The following is a 17,681-nucleotide window of genomic DNA, read 5'->3' on the forward strand; positions in this document are numbered from 1 at the left end:
TCAATTGCCTCGCTTAAATTGGAGTCTATTCACATCAATCACACCCGATTTTTCTGAGCGGTCAATATCCATAAATTCAACCTCAACCCCTTTCTGATCTTTTAGATAAGCGATCCAAGAGAGGAACTGATTGAAAGGCACAGGTTTAATCCAAACCTGTAGCATTTCATTACGAGGTTGAACCCGAATTAATTCAATTTTATAACCTCGAGTCGAGGAAGAAATAATCTGGTTAAGTGGCTGATTAGAGACTTTAATGCCGCCAGCACTGCGTAACGCAACAATTTCATCCGCTTTATTTTCTACCCAACTAAGCAGCTGTTTCTCACTTGTGATACGAAGTTGAGCCTGTTCCGCTCGTACATTCAATGGTTGCAACAGCCCCCAGTAAATCACGCCAATTGTAAGTAACACTGAGCAACCAATCACTAATCGCTGCTCACGCTGGCTAATACTCGTCCACCACGTTTGTAGTAAGGAAAGTAAATTCTTCACTGTTTTCTCCCTCACTTACGCTTTAAGACGAAACTGCCCATCACCGAATCACCGGTGCGATTCAGTTGGCCTTGTTCAACATTAAATTGTTCAGACAACTTAACTCGTGCTTGTTCAAAATTTTGGAAATCGGCACCGCTTGCTTGGAGGCGAACTTCGCCACGATTGCCATCATATTTTAAGCTTTGCAACTCAATACTAGAGATGGTCCCCAACGTTTTAGGCAGTAGGTTTATCCATGTAAGCATAGAATCCGCTTGGCCAGAACCAGACAAGCGTTGCTGCTCAGTCGTCATTTGACGCTTTAGGTAACTCACTGTTGGGATCTTTCTTTTATCAGGGAACACGCTACGGAAAATGCGTTCACTTTCGGCGCGATAAGCTTTCACCTGAGCTTCATACTGATTAACGAGTAACACTTGCTGCGTAGCTAAAACGGCGATCAAAAAGGTGCTAGCAATCGCGACTTTTTGCCACGTTTTCCAGTATTTCAGTAATGATGACTTGGGTTTAAAGTGGCCCGTTAATAAGTTGATAGAGCTGGCTATCGCCTCTTGCGCGAGGATCTGCATCACAAGCGTTGCTGGCTGCTGTTCCCACTTACAGGTTGAGCTAACTAACACGGACTCATCAGGCAGCTCGCTGTAGCACTGTATACTTTGCTCAGCAGCACCTTCAGTATCCACTTCCGATCCTAAAAACCAATCTGACTGGCAGAACAGTGGAAGCCAATCTTGATCAACCGCCACCGCTTGATAAGCTTTTTTGCGCATCAACCACTGCTGACCAACCTGCACAGCACTCATACCATTGTCTACGACTGGCAGTGCTAATCCATCCGGTAAGACTTTTTTGATCTCAATACCAAGCTGTTTGAATTGACCTAATATTTGGCTGAGCCAATTCTGATCAACCCCACAAACTGACGCTTTCTGACCTGATTTCTCTAAGACACTAAAATGCAGCTCATCGGCATCTTGAGCGATCTCATCTTCCACCAAATAAGGCAACATACTTTCAAACTGACGCGCCGCGCCTGCCGGAATATCAACCGTCGTCATAACCACATCGCTGCTCGACAGTAAGACGATCGTGGTTCTCTGCTGTGCATAAGGCACCAGCTCTTCTAATTGTAAATAACTGTCTAACTGGCCACTCGCAATCACTTCACTTTGGTTTGTAGACCAAACAAGCCATTGGATCGGTACATTATGTTCGCTACTCAGCCGAACGGTCAGAAACTCGCTCACTGATCCCTCCAAAACGACGGCGTACTACCGTCACAGTTTTCCGATTATCGCTGTACAAAAGGCTTCGGATCCGCACCCGCGAATCATCCACTAAAATTTGTGCATCCAATTCAAAATAAGCACTATCTACACTTAAGTAAGATTTTGCCTGCTTTTTTGTTTTCTCATTAACAGCGGCAATATCGGCCTCTGCCATAAATTCATCCACACTTGCCCAACCATCAAAAGGACGGCTTTCGATCAAGTCTTTAGCATTCGACTCACTGAGTTCAGGATCAAACATTGCGACTAAAATCGTGGCCTGCTCCGGCGCGAGTGTATTCACATTTAAACGCCAATTGTCGGTTGGTAGAGCGCACACGAGATTATCGACTTTCTGAACCACGTCACCTTTAACTTGGTACACCGCTCGCAATTCACTGCTATCTGCCATTAAACTATTCGGCGAGAGATACGAGGGTTTTAACGCTTCATAAGTACTGTCTTCTACACCAGAAGAGGAGGTCACATTGGTATCGCTGTCGACAAATTCCCACACCGAATCCGAGATGACCTCTGCTGAATAATTTTCAACATCAGATTCCTCTAACAACCGTTGCAATACTTTAACTAAGTATGGGCGATCCGTGGATGAGAGATTCGCTTTTACTTGAGCTAATGCATTCAAATTAAAACAGGCTTGGCGATCAATAATTCGCCCAGATACTTCTCCATAATCAAGTGGATACACTTGTTCTTCTAACGCCCAACCTTGGTTTAGGTTCACGGTATCACTGTCTTTGTAGCTCTGTTCAATCGCCACTTTTGCTAACGATTCAACTCCTAAACTATACCAATAGGCTTGCTGGTAATTCACCTGATTTCCGGCACGCTGAAATTGCACAAACAGACGCTCAGACATGCTGGCTGCGATGGAAGCCATGATGGCTAGTAACATCAAAACCACGATCAACGCGACACCCGTTTGTCGGTGTCTTGGTTGATTGAGCGCTTTCAGCTTCACACGAGAGGTATTAACCATTGTTGCCACCACTCACTTGAGAACTGCTGCTCGAATCCTGAGAATTAGCATTATCTTGAAGCTTAATGCTTCCGCCCGACGTGAGGTAAATCCGCTCAATTTCGCCAAAATCTTCAAGAGTTAGCACTACAGAAACGGCCTTGGGTAGAGAGAGTTTACTCTGCCACTGTTTCTGCCAGCTTTTTCCATCGTAAAAACGTAAATCTAAACTTTCCACTTGAGTCAGCAGCGGTGTCACCACGCCAGCTTGCCCTGCTGGTGTATCGGGATAACGCCACCAGACACGCTCAAGGGTGGATTCTTTTAATCGATAGCCGACTTTAGTCACTTCCCCACGAGGAAATTGCTGTTGTGGGTTATGCCAACCTAAACGAGTAAACATGACCCCTTTCGCGTCAGAGTCCAACAGGTACTCTTGCCACTGAAGAAGGGCAGATGTCGGCTCTTCGCCATCAGTACGGAACTGCCTCAACGCCATTTGACGAAAATCACTGTCCATCATGACCAGTGAACGTTGAAGTTCATTAATTCGAGTGCTGCGCTCTAAAGAGACTTCATTACTGCGCTGTATTTGATTCACCACCTGATAAGCCGCAAGACTTAAGGTAGAGAAAATGGCTATCGACACCAAAACTTCAATCAGGGTAAAGCCTGCAGATTTGATGGATGAACTCGCGGTTGAGCGGTTTGAGGATCGCTTATTTAACCACATAACTTCTCACCGTCGATAATGGGCTTCCGCCTTTCTCTAATGAAGCACTCACATCAAACGCCTTGAGTAAGTCGCCACTGGTGTTAACCGGCGTTACTTTCCAATACCAAGTTCTACCTGCCATTTCAGCTTCGCCTTTCTGAGCTTTTAACTTATCAGTGCTCAGCAGTACTTTCGCCATCTGGTTATCAACCACCATTCCTGCGAACATCTTCTCTTCTAGATAGCTGACAGTATTAATATGCTGAGTCACCGATCGAATCACGCTTATGGCTGCGGTCGCAAAAATCGCGAGTGCCACCAGCACTTCTAGCAACGTCATCCCACGGGTTCGGTTATTCTTCATCGCTCTCTCCAGGGGTGAGTAGATGCACCGCTCCCGTCTCTTTCACGGAAATACGCCAACCATCTTGAGCAGCATCTCCAACGTTGGGATAAATCGCTAAAACAAACGGAGTCAGTTCACCACTTGAGAGTAAAAAGAGTTGTGGTGGTTTTTGAGGTTTTTTCTTCTTTTCATCAGAGAAGAGATTGTCAGATTGTGTATCTCCGCCGAACATGTTCTCATCAAATAAGTTGCTCGGCTCAAAAAGTCGGTCATCACTTCCCCACGCACCACCGCCCAAGGTTAGCTGAAGTGCGATACTTTCATCTAACTCTGTCACCGCTGGAATTCGCTCCATCTCAAGCTCTTGCCAACCATCAGCCGTCAGCGTGAGGTAAACATAAGTCGACTTACTCTCATCAACTCGAATACCAAAATCTTTACCGCTTAGCACTGCTTCTTCATTGAGTAACATGAAGCGCTGATAAAAGCGTTGAGCCTGTTTTTTACTAAGATCATCACTATTATCAGGCAGCGTCGCGATCACCGCTACAGCACTAACGGAAAGTAGTACCAATACCAGCATAATCTCAATGAGGGTAAAGCCTGTGGCTCGTTTGATTGTCATACTATGTTATATAACCGCCGTATCACTTGATATTGATCGGGGCTCATAAGAGTAAAATGGGCAGCGAAATCGCTACCCACGCTATCTCTTATTGAAAGTCCTGAATGTTCCAGTTGCCAATGTCGGCTGAGATATCTTCGCCGCCTTCTTGACCATCAGCACCAAGGGTAAAGATATCAATATTGCCATTATCACCAGGGCTAAGGTATTGGTACTCATTGCCCCATGGGTCATTTGGAAGACGCTTGATGTAACCATTGTCACGGTAATTACGTGGCTCTGGGCTGCTTGGTTTGGTGACCAACGCTTCTAAGCCTTGGTCTGTTGTTGGGTAAACGCTGTTATCTAGCTTATACATATCTAACGCATTTTCTAACGCGATAATATCGGTCACGGCTTTCTGTTGGTCGGCTTTCTCTTTGTTACCTAACAAGTTCGGAACAACAAAACTTGCGAGTACGCCTAAGATAACCACCACAACCATGACTTCTAACAGTGTAAAGCCCGCTTGTTTTTTCATTCTATTTTTCATGTTTCTCTCCGAACTAAAATTCTCTAATTGCTGACAAGACAGCTCTAAAATTGACGATGCATTATATTAATAGTGTGTAAAATTGACTGCGTATATTGACGACACTACCCACTAATTAAGTTATTCATTTCCAGCATTGGCATCAAGGTTGCCATCACAATAAACAGCACCAAACTCGCCATTAACGCGATCAGTGCAGGGGTAAAAATACCCAACGCGATATTGACGGTAGATTCAAAGTTTTGATCTTGCGTGTTCGCAGCTCGTGTCAGCATCTGCTCTAACTGACCACTTTGTTCACCACTGGCGATCATATGCAGCATCATTGGTGGAAACAATTTGGTTTGTTCAAGGGCTTTACGCAAACTCGAACCTTCGCGCACATTATCGGCTGCGGCCGTGACTTGATTTTTCACATACTGATTCGACATCACATCCACTGCCACTTTCATCCCTTCCAGAATAGGGATCGCACTAGACGTACAAATCGATAATGTATGGGCAAAGCGGGAGGTGTTTAATCCTTTCGATATCTTTCCGATCAGCGGCATCGAGAGGATTTTTCTATCCCAACTCAGACGAATGCTAGGTTTACTCAAGGCAAGCTTGCAAAGATATATGCTGACCACGACCACAGAGAGCAGCATCAACCCCCAGTTTTGAATAAATTCGCTGGATGCTAGCAGTATTTGAGTGGATTGAGGCAGCTCTTGACCCATCTGCAAAATAGGTTCGACGATTTTTGGCACCACGCTTGCCAGCAAGAATGACACAATCACCACGGCGAAGACGACAAGCACAACCGGATAGATCATCGCTTGTTGCAACTTAGAACGCATCTTTTGGCGGTTTTCAGCATAGTCGGCAAGTCGCTCCAAAACGCCATCTAAATGACCCGATTTTTCACCCGCAGCAACCATTGAACGAAACAGTTCATCAAAAATATGCGGATAATCCGCAAAACTGTCTGCCAACGTGTAACCTTCCGTCACCTTTGAACGAATAGCGGCCATCATGGTGCGAATTCGTGGTTTTTCAGACTGCTCAGAAACGGCTTTTAAGCACTCTTCAAGTGGCATGCCTGATTGTACTAATGTCGATAACTGACGCGTAATCAAAGCGAGATCAGGCGTACTGATGCCACGCTTAAAACCTGAAGATTTACCACTGGCTTTATCGGCTTTCGCTTTGGTCTGAGTCTCCACCACTTCAATCGGGACTAAGCCTTGCTCTTTTAAACGCTGGCGAACTTGACGAGCATTATCACCTTCGATAACCCCTTTTTTCTGTCTGCCTTTTTCGTTTAAGGCTTTGTATTCAAACGCCGCCATTATGCTTCCTTAGTCACTCGCATAACTTCTTCAAGCGAGGTTATGCCACGTTTCACTTTCGCTAAGCCATCATCACGAATACTTGGCGTTTTAGAGCGGATGCATTTATCAATCGCTTGTTCACCCGCTTCGCCATGAATCAGTTCTTGGACGGATTCATCTATCATTAGAAGTTCATGGATACCCGTTCGGCCACGGTAGCCTTTGTTATTACACTGCTCACAACCATGAGCTTTGTACAGCACCAACTCTTGATCACTGCCGAGATTAAACAGTTTCTTCTGCTCATTATCGGCTTGGTAAGGCACTTTGCAGTCTGAACATAATGTTCTCACTAAGCGTTGAGCCAATACTCCCAATAATGATGACGAGATGAGGAAAGGTTCGATCCCCATATCACGCAGACGAGTAATCGCACCAACAGCGGTATTCGTGTGCAATGTCGACATCACTAAGTGACCCGTTAATGATGCTTGAACCGCAATTTGCGCCGTCTCTAGGTCACGAATTTCCCCGACCATCACCACATCGGGATCTTGACGAAGAATGGCACGTAAACCACGCGCAAACGTCATATCCACTTTTGGGTTAACTTGAGTTTGGCCGATACCGTCGATATCAAATTCAATCGGGTCTTCAACCGTGAGGATATTTCGCTCGTTGCTATTTAGCTCTTGCAAGCCCGCATACAAGGTGGTTGATTTACCTGAACCCGTCGGGCCCGTCACCAAAATAATACCGTGAGGACGTTTGATTAAACGGCGGAAATTTTCATGATTTTCGGCTGTCATGCCTAAACTGTGTAGATCTAAGCGGGTCGCGTTTTTGTCTAAAAGACGCATTACCACACGCTCACCGTGTGACGATGGCATGGTCGAAACACGCACATCCACCGCTCGGCCACCAATACGCAATGAGATACGGCCATCTTGTGGAACACGCTTTTCTGCAATATCCAACTTCGCCATCACTTTAACCCTCGACACCAACAGTGGTGAGAGTTTACGGCTTGGCGCTAGAACGTCACGCAACACACCATCGATACGGAAGCGAATCGATAAGGTTTTTTCGAATGTCTCAATATGAATATCAGAAGCACCCTCTTTGATCGCCTCACCAAGCATGGCGTTGATCAATTTGATGATAGGTGCGTCGTCTTCCGACTCAAGTAGGTCTTCATCTTGTGGTAGTTCTTCCGCAAGAGAGAAGAAATCATCGTTATCGGCTCCGATATCTTCCATTAACTGACGCGCTTCCGACGAATCACGTTGATAGGCATCGGTCAGTTTTTTTTCAAACAGCTCTTCTGAAATCGCTTCAGGCGTAAAAGCCCCTTTTAGCACTCGACGAACTTCCATTAATGCCGCTGCCTTGATGGGCGCAACATAAAACAAGATCGGGGGACGCTCTGGGTGAGCGTACTCTAATACCAGTTTAAATCGGTTGGCGAAACTAAAAGGTAGACGACGATAAGCTGGCGCCGTATCCAACATATCAACCATTATTGCGTCTCTTTCATTTGATCTAGAAACGCTTGAATTTCTGCAGGGTGACGAATGTCATCACCAAACTCAGGCAATACCGGAATCAAGCTGTTATCCATCAACTTCAAGCCTTGATCTGCTTTGAATAGCTGCTCAGCTCGAATGTAGTTGTATTTACGTTGAGTAATGCCATCAGCACTCATACCATCACGAATAATGGTTGGCTTAATGAACACCATCAGGTTCTTTTTCTCAACTTGAGTGCTGGTTGATTTAAATAGGTGCCCCAAATACGGAATGTCACCTAATAGTGGTACTTTAGATTCACTCTCTAGTGCGCGCTCATCAATCAGACCACCAAGCACCAGCATCTGTCCATCTTGCACAATCACGGTCGTATTAAGCTGACGTTTAGCAAAACGGACATCAACCGCACCATTCGCGCCAAGAACGTTCGATACTTCTTGCTCAATTTGTAGCTGAACCGAGTCGCCTTCGTTGATTTGTGGTACAACTTTCAGCTTGATACCCACTTCTTTACGATCAACGGTTTGGAATGGGTTGTCATTACCCGAACTCGCACTTGAACCCGTCAATACTGGTACTTCTTCACCCACGATGAAGGAAGCTTCGCCATTATCCATCACTGTAATGCTTGGAGAAGAGAGAATATTCGAATTAGAGTCGGTTGATACTGCACTAATCAGTGCTGTCCAATCGCCCATAACCACACTCATCGCAGCACCATTTACGCTGCCTAAAGCATTAGCTAACGTCGTGTAATCACCCTCTTCAGTTGTCTCGCGACTTTCCCATTTATTGTCCGTAGAATTCCAATAGCTCTCTGTTTTGGTTGTATCTTTCGCTTCTTCTAAACCAACCATCACTTGGCCAATAGATGCGCCCGTGTTGCCGTACTGGATCATCGCGCCGGTTTCTAGGTTGCCCCACTGAACACCTAGGTTCACCCCGTCGCCTTCTGACATCTCAACAATCAATGCTTCAATCAGTACTTGCGCACGACGAATATCAAGCTGAGCAATCACATCTTGAATCGCATTCATGATATCTGGCGGAGCGGTGATCACGAGAGAGTTGGTCCCTTGGTGCGCCGCAATCACGACATCACCGCGCTTAGTTTTACTGTTCTTACCGCCCGACTGTTTCTCCGCTTGCAGGTTGTCTGATACGCCTTTTAGCACATCCACCATGTCTTCTGCTTTCGCATATTTCAGGTAAACCACACGGTTATTACCTTTGGTCGCCATTTCAACATCCAGTTGTTCAATCAGACGACGTAGGCGTTCACGCACTTTCGGGTCACCTGAAATCAGAATAGAGTTGGTGCGCTCATCGGCCACCAATTTAGGCTGTAAGAAAGCAGGGGTATTTTTTGTATTGGTGGTTTTATTTAACGCTTCAACAATACGTACCATTTCAGCAGCAGAGGCATTCGCTAGCTCTACTACTTCAATCTCTTTGTCACCCGCTTGGTCAACACGTTTGATGATTTCCGCTAAGCGATTCACCACGGCTGCACGGCCAGTAATCAAAATAATGTTAGCAGGGTCGTAGTGAACGACATTACCCGCGCCCGCATTATCATTTAGCTGACGTAATAATGGAGATAATTCACGAACAGATACATTTCTCACCGCCACAACACGAGTGATCACGCTGTCGCCTTTAATGCGTTCGTTATTGCCCACTACAGGAATTGCTGAGGTTTTTGCATCTTTCGCTTTAATGATTTTCAAGATGCCGGTGTCCATTTCAACCACCGCAAAACCGTAGACTTCTAATACGTTCAAGAAGAAGCTGTAATACTGCTCTTCATTGAGTACATCGTAACTACGGACGTCGATTTTTCCTCGAACGGCAGGATCAACAATGATGGTTTTTTCTAGATTTCGACCAACAATATTGATGAATTCTTGAATGTCTGTTCCTTTAAAACTCGCACTAAAATCATTTGCGATAGCCGCTGGAGTACAGAATAAGCATCCCGCTAACAACCATGCACTCTTCTTCAACCAATGTTTCACGAACCTCTCCCTCTACTCACCCCATGTGGCATGAGTCTGTCTTCTTATCTTAAATGTATAATTCGTTATCAATATCGATGATGGTGTCGCTAAAATTCAATATAGATGTCGTGTTGCTGTCCATCTCTCTCGACAGTGAGACTCAGCTCTGTCAAATCAGAAATCGACCTAAATATTTGCCCCATCGCCTTTGGATCGGTGAGGTCTAACCCATTCAGTTGCGTAGCTATATCGCCGCTTTGTAAACCAACCGACTGAAATAACTCTGGCTCTTTACCCGGGCTAACGCGATAGCCTCGTACTTTACCACCCTGCTTAACTTGGGATAGACGAACGTATTGGAATATCTGTTGTGGATCACGAGTAATCGTTTGTTTTATCTTGGCTAACTTATCACGAGCGCTTGATGGGTTGTTACCACGGACATTAGAAACGGTTTTTTTATTACTCGGTTCCGAAACGGAAAGCTTCTTATACTCTAAACCTTCGAGCATTAACGTCTCATCTCGTCCAGAGTTATCAATAATAACTCGATCGATCAATACCGCTTTCAACTTAGCGCGAGTGCCTTCAATTTCTTCATTGATACCGTATGTCGCTTGCTTACCGCGATTGGCTATAACCGCTAAACTGGTATTAGGGTTTGAACTTGCCACCGCACCCACGAGCACAAGATTAAGACGTGTTTTCGGCGCATCTTGCACAACAGGTTTAGCGATCACTTGAGGTCTTTTTTCATCATAAGCGCCAAACAGGTTGATACTTTGTAAGTCAGATAGATCCATCTGCTGCGATTGATGATTACCACGGTTTTGAGAGACTTGCGCTTTCCATGGGACTAGAGCTCCGCTTTGAGGCTGAACGAACCATATGATTTGCCCTAGTATCCAAGCAGACGCTGCGATTAAGACTAGTGTTAGTACAAAACTGATCTGTTGCTGGAGTGCTGGCCCGTTATTCAATAACCGCATATATAGCGGGCTACTATTGATTCCGCTTCCGAGCTCTAATCGTTTCAAAAATTCGATTCCTTCTTCATTCTTGGCTTTCTACCATACGCATATTAACCGCCAATTTTATCGCGGGTAAAATAGGGACGAACTATAACACAGTCAACAAATTAGGCTGAGAGCGAAGACTGAATTTGCAAGTAACCTTGAAAAATTTGATCGCAATCACCATTGTTAGCAGCAGTATATGACGATTCACCATCTCACTTAGAGGTACATTCGCGTTATGAGTTCCCCAACATCAGCAGTAAGGCTAGACAAATGGTTATGGGCGGCACGTTTTTACAAGACTCGTTCCGTTGCTCGTAACATGGTTGATGGTGGCAAAGTCCACTATAATGGTCAACGAAGTAAACCAAGTAAAATTGTTGAACTTGGGGCAGTTATCACTTTGCGTCAAGGAAATGAAGAAAAAACCGTCACTATCGAGAAAGTCTCTGATCAGCGACGAGGAGCGCCAGAAGCTCAAACCCTTTATACAGAAACACAAGAAAGCGTGGCCAAGCGTGAGCAACATGCACAAGATCGCAAGTTACATGCCGTTAGCCCAAGCCCTGAACGCCGCCCTGATAAAAAACAGCGCCGCAACATCATTAAATTTAAGCAACAATAAGCTGGATCGCCCTTATGACAACGAAACCAACGGCACAAAACGTTTTAAACCGCTACCTATTTGACAACCTATCGGTTCGTGGTGAATTAGTTCAATTAGACGAGACATACCAACAAATTATCGCTAGCAAAGATTACCCAACACCAGTGCAAAATTTATTGGGTGAATTGTTAGTGGCGACAACACTATTAACTGCAACGTTGAAATTTGAAGGGTCAATTACTCTACAACTTCAAGGTGACGGTCCTGTCTCTCTTGCCGTAATTAACGGCGACCACGATCAGAAAGTTCGTGGTGTTGCACGCTTTGAAGGTGATATTGCTGATGATGCTGGCTTACATGACCTTATTGGTAAAGGCCACCTAGTGATCACCATTACGCCGAAGAAGGGCGAACGCTACCAAGGTGTTGTCGGCTTAGAAGGTGACAACCTTACACAAGTGCTAGAAGGCTACTTTGAGCGCTCTGAGCAACTTAAAACCCGCTTATGGATTCGTTTAGGTGAGCACCAAGGTCAAGCACATGCCGCTGGTATGCTACTGCAAGTTATGCCCGATGGAACTGGATCGCCAGAAGACTTCGAGCATTTAGAGCAACTAACGAATACTGTTAAAAATGAAGAACTCTTCTCTCTTGAAGCGAATGAGTTACTTTATCGCTTATATAACCAAGAAAAAGTGCAAGTATTTACCCCTCAAGATGTTGTATTTCATTGCGGCTGTTCACGTGAACGTAGTGCATCTGCCATCATGACGGTTGCAAAACAAGAAGTTTACGACATTCTTTCGTCAGAAGGATCTATTTCTTTACATTGTGATTACTGCGGCACGAGTTACTCGTTCGACAAGGGCGATGTTGATGCCATGCATAACGATGCAGCCAATGGTAGCAACACTGTTCATTAATTTGCATAAATTAAGAAGCACGTAAAACCCGTACAGAGGCCTGCATCATGCAGGCCTTTTTTGTGATCCAAACCCAGTCATAGCAAGGCTTAAACGGCCAAATTCCTCACTTATTTTTTTGAAAGTAATAATCATTTAGCTCTAGCGCAAAGGATTGCGGACAGGATAAAATAATAGACGCCAATATGTGACGAGACACTTAAAACCACGAATATGACATGGGTATTTTTTGAACTATATCCCTGTTTTCTCCCTATCTCGTTGTTAGCATGGTGAGCAGATTACAAAACAAAAATTATTACAAAATCCCTACAAAATATCCTACAAGGAGCACCTATGACCGTTATGGAACATACAAAGGCTGCACAAATCGATCTGACAAAACATGGATTATCTGGCGTATCTGAGGTTGTACATAACCCTAGTTATGACCAATTGTTTGCTGAAGAAACGCGCGAAGGTTTAGAAGGCTACGAAAAAGGCGTAGTAACGGAACTAGGTGCGGTTGCAGTTGATACTGGCATCTTTACTGGACGCTCACCAAAAGATAAATTTATCGTTAAAGATGAGACAACACGCGACACGATGTGGTGGTCTGATCAAGGTAAAAATGACAACAAAGCTATCACCCCTGAAGTATGGGACGATCTAAAAGCGTTAGTGACTGAGCAGCTTTCAGGCAAACGTCTATTCGTACTCGATGGTTACTGTGGCGCGAACCAAGATACACGCCTAGCCGTTCGCTTCATTACTGAAGTCGCATGGCAAGCTCACTTCGTTAAAAATATGTTCATTCGCCCTTCAGAAGAAGAACTTGCTTCATTCGAACCTGATTTCGTTGTTATGAATGGTGCAAAAACCACTAACCCTAAGTGGAAAGAGCATGGTCTTAACTCTGAAAACTTCGTGGCTTTCAACCTAACAGAGCGCGTTCAAATCATCGGCGGTACTTGGTACGGTGGTGAAATGAAAAAAGGTATGTTCGCAATGATGAACTACCTACTTCCTCTAAAAGGCATCGCTTCTATGCACTGTTCTGCAAACGTTGGTGAAAAAGACGACGTTGCGATCTTCTTTGGTCTTTCTGGTACAGGTAAAACGACTCTATCTACCGATCCTAAACGTCAGCTCATTGGTGATGATGAACACGGTTGGGATGATGAAGGTATCTTTAACTTTGAAGGCGGTTGCTACGCGAAAACCATTCGTCTTTCAAAAGAAGCGGAACCTGACATTTACAACGCGATCCGCCGTGATGCACTACTAGAAAATGTGACAGTTCGTGGCGATGGCTCTATCGATTTTGATGATGGGTCTAAAACAGAAAACACTCGTGTGTCTTACCCAATTCACCACATCGATAATATCGTTAAGCCAGTTTCAAAAGCAGGCCATGCTCAGAAAGTTATTTTCTTAACCGCTGATGCATTTGGGGTACTACCTCCTGTTTCTAAACTAACGCCAGAACAAACGAAGTACCACTTCCTATCAGGCTTTACCGCTAAACTGGCAGGTACAGAGCGTGGCATCACAGAGCCAACACCAACGTTCTCTGCTGCATTTGGTGCTGCATTCCTAACACTTCACCCAACTCAGTATGCTGAAGTACTGGTGAAACGTATGGAAGCGGCTGGCGCGGAAGCTTACCTTGTCAATACTGGTTGGAATGGCACGGGTAAACGTATCTCTATCCAAGATACTCGCGGTATTATTGATGCTATCTTAGACGGTTCTATCGATGATGCTAAAACGAAGATTATCCCAATGTTCAATTTAGAAGTACCAACATCTCTACATGGTGTTGATGCCGAAATCTTGGACCCACGTGATACCTACGTCGATCCACTACAGTGGAGTAGCAAAGCGGAAGATCTAGCACAACGCTTTATCAAAAACTTCGCTCAATACACTGATAATGACGAAGGTAAAGCACTCGTTGCAGCAGGCCCTCAACTAGACTAAAACCAAGAAATCACGAGCAAGCCCCTCTTTTGAGGGGCTTTTTTTGTTGATGAAAGATCGAATTTGGGCCACTGTATCAATCTGAATATTGAAAAAAGGCAATCAGGGAATGAATAGAGCCATTAAAGCAGTCATTGTTCTGCTTCTGCTGCTAACGGCCACGTTATGTGTATTGATTGGCGTATTACACACTCAGTACGCGACCCCGCTGGTTAATTCACTGCTCTCTTCTTATTCTCAACGACTTGCCAGTCAACACACTAGCACTCAACACTCATCGTCTTCGATCCTGATACCAACCCATATTAAAAAAGTGACGTACGAGTTCCCGACTCACTTCACTCTACATGACGTAAGTTTTGAAAAAACAGACCTAAGCTATATTGATCAAGTGGATATCTGGCTGAACTCTCGCCTGATAAAAGAGGGCAAGCTTGCCATTGATAGCGTCTTGATTGACGGGTTAAGCCTACAGCAAGGCATCAACGCGACCCACCCACCAGAGAACGTCCTAGTCTCTCAATTAGCCATCAACAATTTGGATTATTCAGACGGTCATTTCAGTGCCCGTGGAATGAATATACAAATAGAAAACCCACTTTGGTCGCACGCTAACCAGATCATGCCATTTGGTAAAGTTCAGCTCAGTGCTGACCAGGTTTACTGGCAAGGTGAGGCGTTCAATCAGTTGCTGATCAGCAGCAACTACAAGCAAGAGCGCAGCACTATTTATGGTCTCTCTTTTGAGTGGCGTGATGCTCAAATATCAGGACAAGCAGAACAGTTAAATGATCGTTGGTCACTCATCAATGTCACTCTCAATAAGCTCAACCTAAACCAGAAACAGGTAGAACGTATTCTTGCCAAGCCCTGGGAAAACATTGCTCCAGTGAATTGGGATCTTAATAGTGTCGACATCCTAAACAGCGATTTAGCTTTCAATGACATCCACCTTATTAATGTTGACGCCTCGATTGAAGATCTCACTTTTCCAACGAACATTTGGCAGCAAGACTCTGGATATTTATCACTCAATGCGGAAAGTGTTATTTATCAAGGTGAGCAGTGGATCGAGCCGAGCTTTCAAGCGAACTTCTTTCCTAATTCCATTAAGATATCGAATTTTAATGCCTCCTTGCTTCAAGGGTTTGTTGCTTTTAATGGGCAATTCTCACCCAACTCTGCCAAGCTAAAAAATCTCTCGATCAACGGTGTCAAATGGATAGCAGAGCAAGAGAACTCAACTCACTGGTTAGGCAAGCTTTTTCACGATTATCAATCACTCTCTATTGAGCAACTCAACATTGAACGTAGCCAATTTATTCAACTTGCGACTGAACCATTTTGGCAACTCTCAGGTATGAGTGCGGAAGGAAAGTCGTTAGAACTCATCAGGAAAGGTCGCCAAGGTGTCTGGAATGGTTCATTAACGATGAGTGCCAACAGTGCCAGCTATCAAAATATTGTGGCCTCACAGGGGCTCTTTGAGATGGAGAGTCAGCATGGTGACTGGCGGCTCAATCGCCTATTCTTCCCTTTACAACAAGGTTATATCGAAGCCAGCGCCACCATGGCATTTTCTAAGCCGAGTCAACCATGGCAACTTGAGATTGGTGTCGATGGGCTAGACATTCAACCTCTAGTTAAGCCTTTGAAGTTACCTTTTGAACTGCATGGTTTAGCTGAATTCGAACTCACCGCTTCTGGGCTCGCAGGAGATGAACTCATGTTCGCTCACTCTTTGACGGGGCAGCTGCAAGGCTCGATTCGAAATGCTGCGATTGCGAACCCACCTCAACAGCACATAGCACCGAAACCGCTGCCGACACAAGCCTCTCAGCTTCAGCCTCAAACTCAAGAGGAGCTAAAAGAGGTACTAAAAGAGAATGAAACCATAACGCCATCAGCGGAGTTTATGACTCAAAATGAGGAAGAGGTATCCGTCCCTGTAGAGATCTCAGATATTCAGATTCAAATGGATCGAGGGCGAATTAATGTCAATAAAATCACCATCATTGGGAGTGATATTGATGGGAAGATTGAAGGGCAATACGATCTAGCGTTACCAAATAAAGAGCAGGTTACGCTAGAGTATCAACAAGCTTGTCAGAAACACACTGGAGCGCTGACTTCTGATATTAGCCAAGCCGAAGATCAATGCTTAACGGATAATACCAATCACAGTAAGTAGATGGTCATAAAAAGCGTAGGAAAAATGCTTGAGAACAAGGCAGAAATTTTCGATAAGTAGTTATTCTGCAATCAAAATTTCTAACGCCGTTATCGAGTATTTTAACAAGCTAGGATGACCAGTTATTTACTACGATTAGTATATTACCCCGCTCATTCAAGATTGATCCATACGGCCATCACTAATGAACTGGCCACTACCGTGACAAGGGCGCAATTATTATCATTGCGTTTACATGCTACTATTTAGCACCGCTTTGTAGTTGGGTAGCAGCATGTAGGTTCCAATAAACTGCACTGCCGCGACGTCTCCACTATAGATAGTGACATTGATAACAATCCGAGCTTTACGCCCTGAAGCCAGCCGATCCAAATCACCACTGATCCCATCTAAAGAGGTCATCGCAACGGGGCTCTCCTCAACGGGGTGGCGGTAACGAATATTGCTATCAGCCAACACAATATCCCCTTTCAAGTTACGCTCTTTCATCAATAACCAAGCCATCCCCCACCCCGTTAAAGTCGCGAGGGTAAAGGCGGAACCCGCAAACATGGTGTTGTGTGGGTTTAAGTTTGGATTGAGTTGCGCACTGCACTCGAATTGGTATCCCGTGTACTGATTGATCTTGATTCCCATCTTGTCACTGATCGGAATATGATTCTCCCAGCGTTCTTGCAGTTCACTACACCATTCTGGCCGACGAAGCACATCTGCCATTGGATCGAGAGGTTTAATCATCTGTTGATGACGTACAGGCCCGCGTTGGTCATTCAAGTTGCCTTGGCTTTCAAAACCATTCTTCTCGTAAAATGAAATCGCATCTTCACGCGCACTACAAACCAGACGTTTAGCCCCTTCTTGACGTGCAAGAGACTCAAGGGTCACAAGGAGCAGAGATCCCATCCCTTTATTTCGAGCCGAGTTTTTCACCGCCATGAAACGAATTTGCCCTTCGTTATCGGGGGTAATGTAAAGTCGCCCAACCGCGATAGGTCGACCACGGCCATCAACAATCATCCGATGGTGGCTCATTGGGTCATACTCATCTCGCTCTGAACCAATCGGCATCCGCCATGGCTCACGTAGCATCTGCCAGCGAAAATGGTAGTACTTGTTTAGCTGATTCTCCGTCTTTGGAGTAATAAGTTTAAACATGAAAATCCTTTTTTAGAAAAAT

General features: G+C 44.8%; 16 protein-coding genes. 4 read left to right on the plus strand and 12 right to left on the minus strand.

The window, feature by feature from the left end; genetic code table 11:
• The 11 genes from FCV43_RS03700 to gspC all read right to left on the minus strand — a co-directional run bounded on the left by FCV43_RS03700 (window position 1) and on the right by gspC (window position 10,842).
• Window positions 1-495 (minus strand): type II secretion system protein M, encoded by a 495-nt coding sequence (locus FCV43_RS03700; protein WP_017052059.1) that lies wholly within the window; start codon window positions 493-495, stop codon window positions 1-3.
• Window positions 496-506: 11 nt separating this feature from the next.
• A complete protein-coding gene (gene gspL, locus FCV43_RS03705; RefSeq protein WP_136994064.1) occupies window positions 507-1,745 on the minus strand; it encodes a type II secretion system protein GspL in 1,239 nt (412 codons plus the stop codon).
• Entirely contained in the window at window positions 1,714-2,766 is a 1,053-nt protein-coding gene (gspK, locus tag FCV43_RS03710; RefSeq protein ID WP_136994065.1) for a type II secretion system minor pseudopilin GspK, read from the minus strand. Before gspK ends, gspL begins: the two co-directional genes overlap by 32 nt.
• On the minus strand, window positions 2,759-3,478 hold the full coding sequence (gene gspJ / locus FCV43_RS03715; protein ID WP_136994066.1) for a type II secretion system minor pseudopilin GspJ: 720 nt from the start codon (window positions 3,476-3,478) through the stop codon (window positions 2,759-2,761). Before gspJ ends, gspK begins: the two co-directional genes overlap by 8 nt.
• Window positions 3,465-3,824: a type II secretion system minor pseudopilin GspI gene (gspI, locus tag FCV43_RS03720; RefSeq protein WP_017052063.1), complete on the minus strand. Its 360-nt coding sequence runs from the start codon at window positions 3,822-3,824 to the stop codon at window positions 3,465-3,467. The genes gspJ and gspI overlap by 14 nt, the downstream gene beginning before the upstream one ends.
• On the minus strand, window positions 3,814-4,431 hold the full coding sequence (gene gspH / locus FCV43_RS03725; RefSeq protein WP_136994067.1) for a type II secretion system minor pseudopilin GspH: 618 nt from the start codon (window positions 4,429-4,431) through the stop codon (window positions 3,814-3,816). Before gspH ends, gspI begins: the two co-directional genes overlap by 11 nt.
• Before the next feature lie 88 nt (window positions 4,432-4,519).
• A complete protein-coding gene (gene gspG / locus FCV43_RS03730) occupies window positions 4,520-4,963 on the minus strand; it encodes a type II secretion system major pseudopilin GspG (protein ID WP_017052065.1) in 444 nt (147 codons plus the stop codon).
• A 104-nt stretch (window positions 4,964-5,067) separates the two neighbouring features.
• A complete protein-coding gene (gspF, locus tag FCV43_RS03735; RefSeq protein ID WP_017052066.1) occupies window positions 5,068-6,294 on the minus strand; it encodes a type II secretion system inner membrane protein GspF in 1,227 nt (408 codons plus the stop codon).
• Entirely contained in the window at window positions 6,294-7,796 is a 1,503-nt protein-coding gene (gene gspE, locus FCV43_RS03740; RefSeq protein WP_017052067.1) for a type II secretion system ATPase GspE, read from the minus strand. The genes gspF and gspE overlap by 1 nt, the downstream gene beginning before the upstream one ends.
• Window positions 7,796-9,823 carry a type II secretion system secretin GspD gene (gene gspD, locus FCV43_RS03745; protein WP_136994068.1) on the minus strand — a complete coding sequence of 676 codons (2,028 nt, stop codon included), beginning with the start codon at window positions 9,821-9,823 and terminating at the stop codon, window positions 7,796-7,798. The genes gspE and gspD overlap by 1 nt, the downstream gene beginning before the upstream one ends.
• 89 nt (window positions 9,824-9,912) lie before the next feature.
• A complete protein-coding gene (gspC, locus tag FCV43_RS03750; protein WP_040887159.1) occupies window positions 9,913-10,842 on the minus strand; it encodes a type II secretion system protein GspC in 930 nt (309 codons plus the stop codon).
• Between the two features lie 217 nt (window positions 10,843-11,059).
• Here gspC and hslR point away from each other — a divergent pair, with 217 nt between their 5' ends.
• From hslR to FCV43_RS03775, 4 genes are all read left to right on the plus strand, one after another.
• Window positions 11,060-11,446: a ribosome-associated heat shock protein Hsp15 gene (gene hslR / locus FCV43_RS03755; protein WP_113796182.1), complete on the plus strand. Its 387-nt coding sequence runs from the start codon at window positions 11,060-11,062 to the stop codon at window positions 11,444-11,446.
• Between the two features lie 14 nt (window positions 11,447-11,460).
• Window positions 11,461-12,351: an Hsp33 family molecular chaperone HslO gene (gene hslO / locus FCV43_RS03760; protein WP_136994069.1), complete on the plus strand. Its 891-nt coding sequence runs from the start codon at window positions 11,461-11,463 to the stop codon at window positions 12,349-12,351.
• 336 nt (window positions 12,352-12,687) lie between these two features.
• Window positions 12,688-14,313 carry a phosphoenolpyruvate carboxykinase (ATP) gene (gene pckA / locus FCV43_RS03770; protein WP_017052072.1) on the plus strand — a complete coding sequence of 542 codons (1,626 nt, stop codon included), beginning with the start codon at window positions 12,688-12,690 and terminating at the stop codon, window positions 14,311-14,313.
• A 109-nt stretch (window positions 14,314-14,422) separates the two neighbouring features.
• Window positions 14,423-16,504 carry an AsmA family protein gene (locus tag FCV43_RS03775; protein WP_136994070.1) on the plus strand — a complete coding sequence of 694 codons (2,082 nt, stop codon included), beginning with the start codon at window positions 14,423-14,425 and terminating at the stop codon, window positions 16,502-16,504.
• Window positions 16,505-16,735: 231 nt separating this feature from the next.
• Here the strand turns inward: FCV43_RS03775 and FCV43_RS03780 are convergent, their stop codons facing one another.
• Window positions 16,736-17,659: a bifunctional GNAT family N-acetyltransferase/hotdog fold thioesterase gene (locus FCV43_RS03780; protein WP_017053830.1), complete on the minus strand. Its 924-nt coding sequence runs from the start codon at window positions 17,657-17,659 to the stop codon at window positions 16,736-16,738.
• Between the last annotated feature and the right edge of the window lie 22 nt (window positions 17,660-17,681).

It is taken from the genome of Vibrio genomosp. F6 (assembly GCF_005146325.1).
GTDB lineage: Bacteria > Pseudomonadota > Gammaproteobacteria > Enterobacterales > Vibrionaceae > Vibrio > Vibrio cortegadensis.

Coding starts and splice junctions, on each gene's coding strand:
- gspK (WP_136994065.1), bottom strand. CDS start 2,766: ATGGTTAATACCTCTCGTGTGAAGCTGAAAGCGCTCAATCAACCAAGA.
- gspJ (WP_136994066.1), bottom strand. CDS start 3,478: ATGTGGTTAAATAAGCGATCCTCAAACCGCTCAACCGCGAGTTCATCC.
- gspI (WP_017052063.1), bottom strand. CDS start 3,824: ATGAAGAATAACCGAACCCGTGGGATGACGTTGCTAGAAGTGCTGGTG.
- gspH (WP_136994067.1), bottom strand. CDS start 4,431: ATGACAATCAAACGAGCCACAGGCTTTACCCTCATTGAGATTATGCTG.
- gspG (WP_017052065.1), bottom strand. CDS start 4,963: ATGAAAAATAGAATGAAAAAACAAGCGGGCTTTACACTGTTAGAAGTC.
- gspF (WP_017052066.1), bottom strand. CDS start 6,294: ATGGCGGCGTTTGAATACAAAGCCTTAAACGAAAAAGGCAGACAGAAA.
- gspE (WP_017052067.1), bottom strand. CDS start 7,796: ATGGTTGATATGTTGGATACGGCGCCAGCTTATCGTCGTCTACCTTTT.
- hslR (WP_113796182.1), top strand. CDS start 11,060: ATGAGTTCCCCAACATCAGCAGTAAGGCTAGACAAATGGTTATGGGCG.
- hslO (WP_136994069.1), top strand. CDS start 11,461: ATGACAACGAAACCAACGGCACAAAACGTTTTAAACCGCTACCTATTT.
- pckA (WP_017052072.1), top strand. CDS start 12,688: ATGACCGTTATGGAACATACAAAGGCTGCACAAATCGATCTGACAAAA.
- FCV43_RS03775 (WP_136994070.1), top strand. CDS start 14,423: ATGAATAGAGCCATTAAAGCAGTCATTGTTCTGCTTCTGCTGCTAACG.
- FCV43_RS03780 (WP_017053830.1), bottom strand. CDS start 17,659: ATGTTTAAACTTATTACTCCAAAGACGGAGAATCAGCTAAACAAGTAC.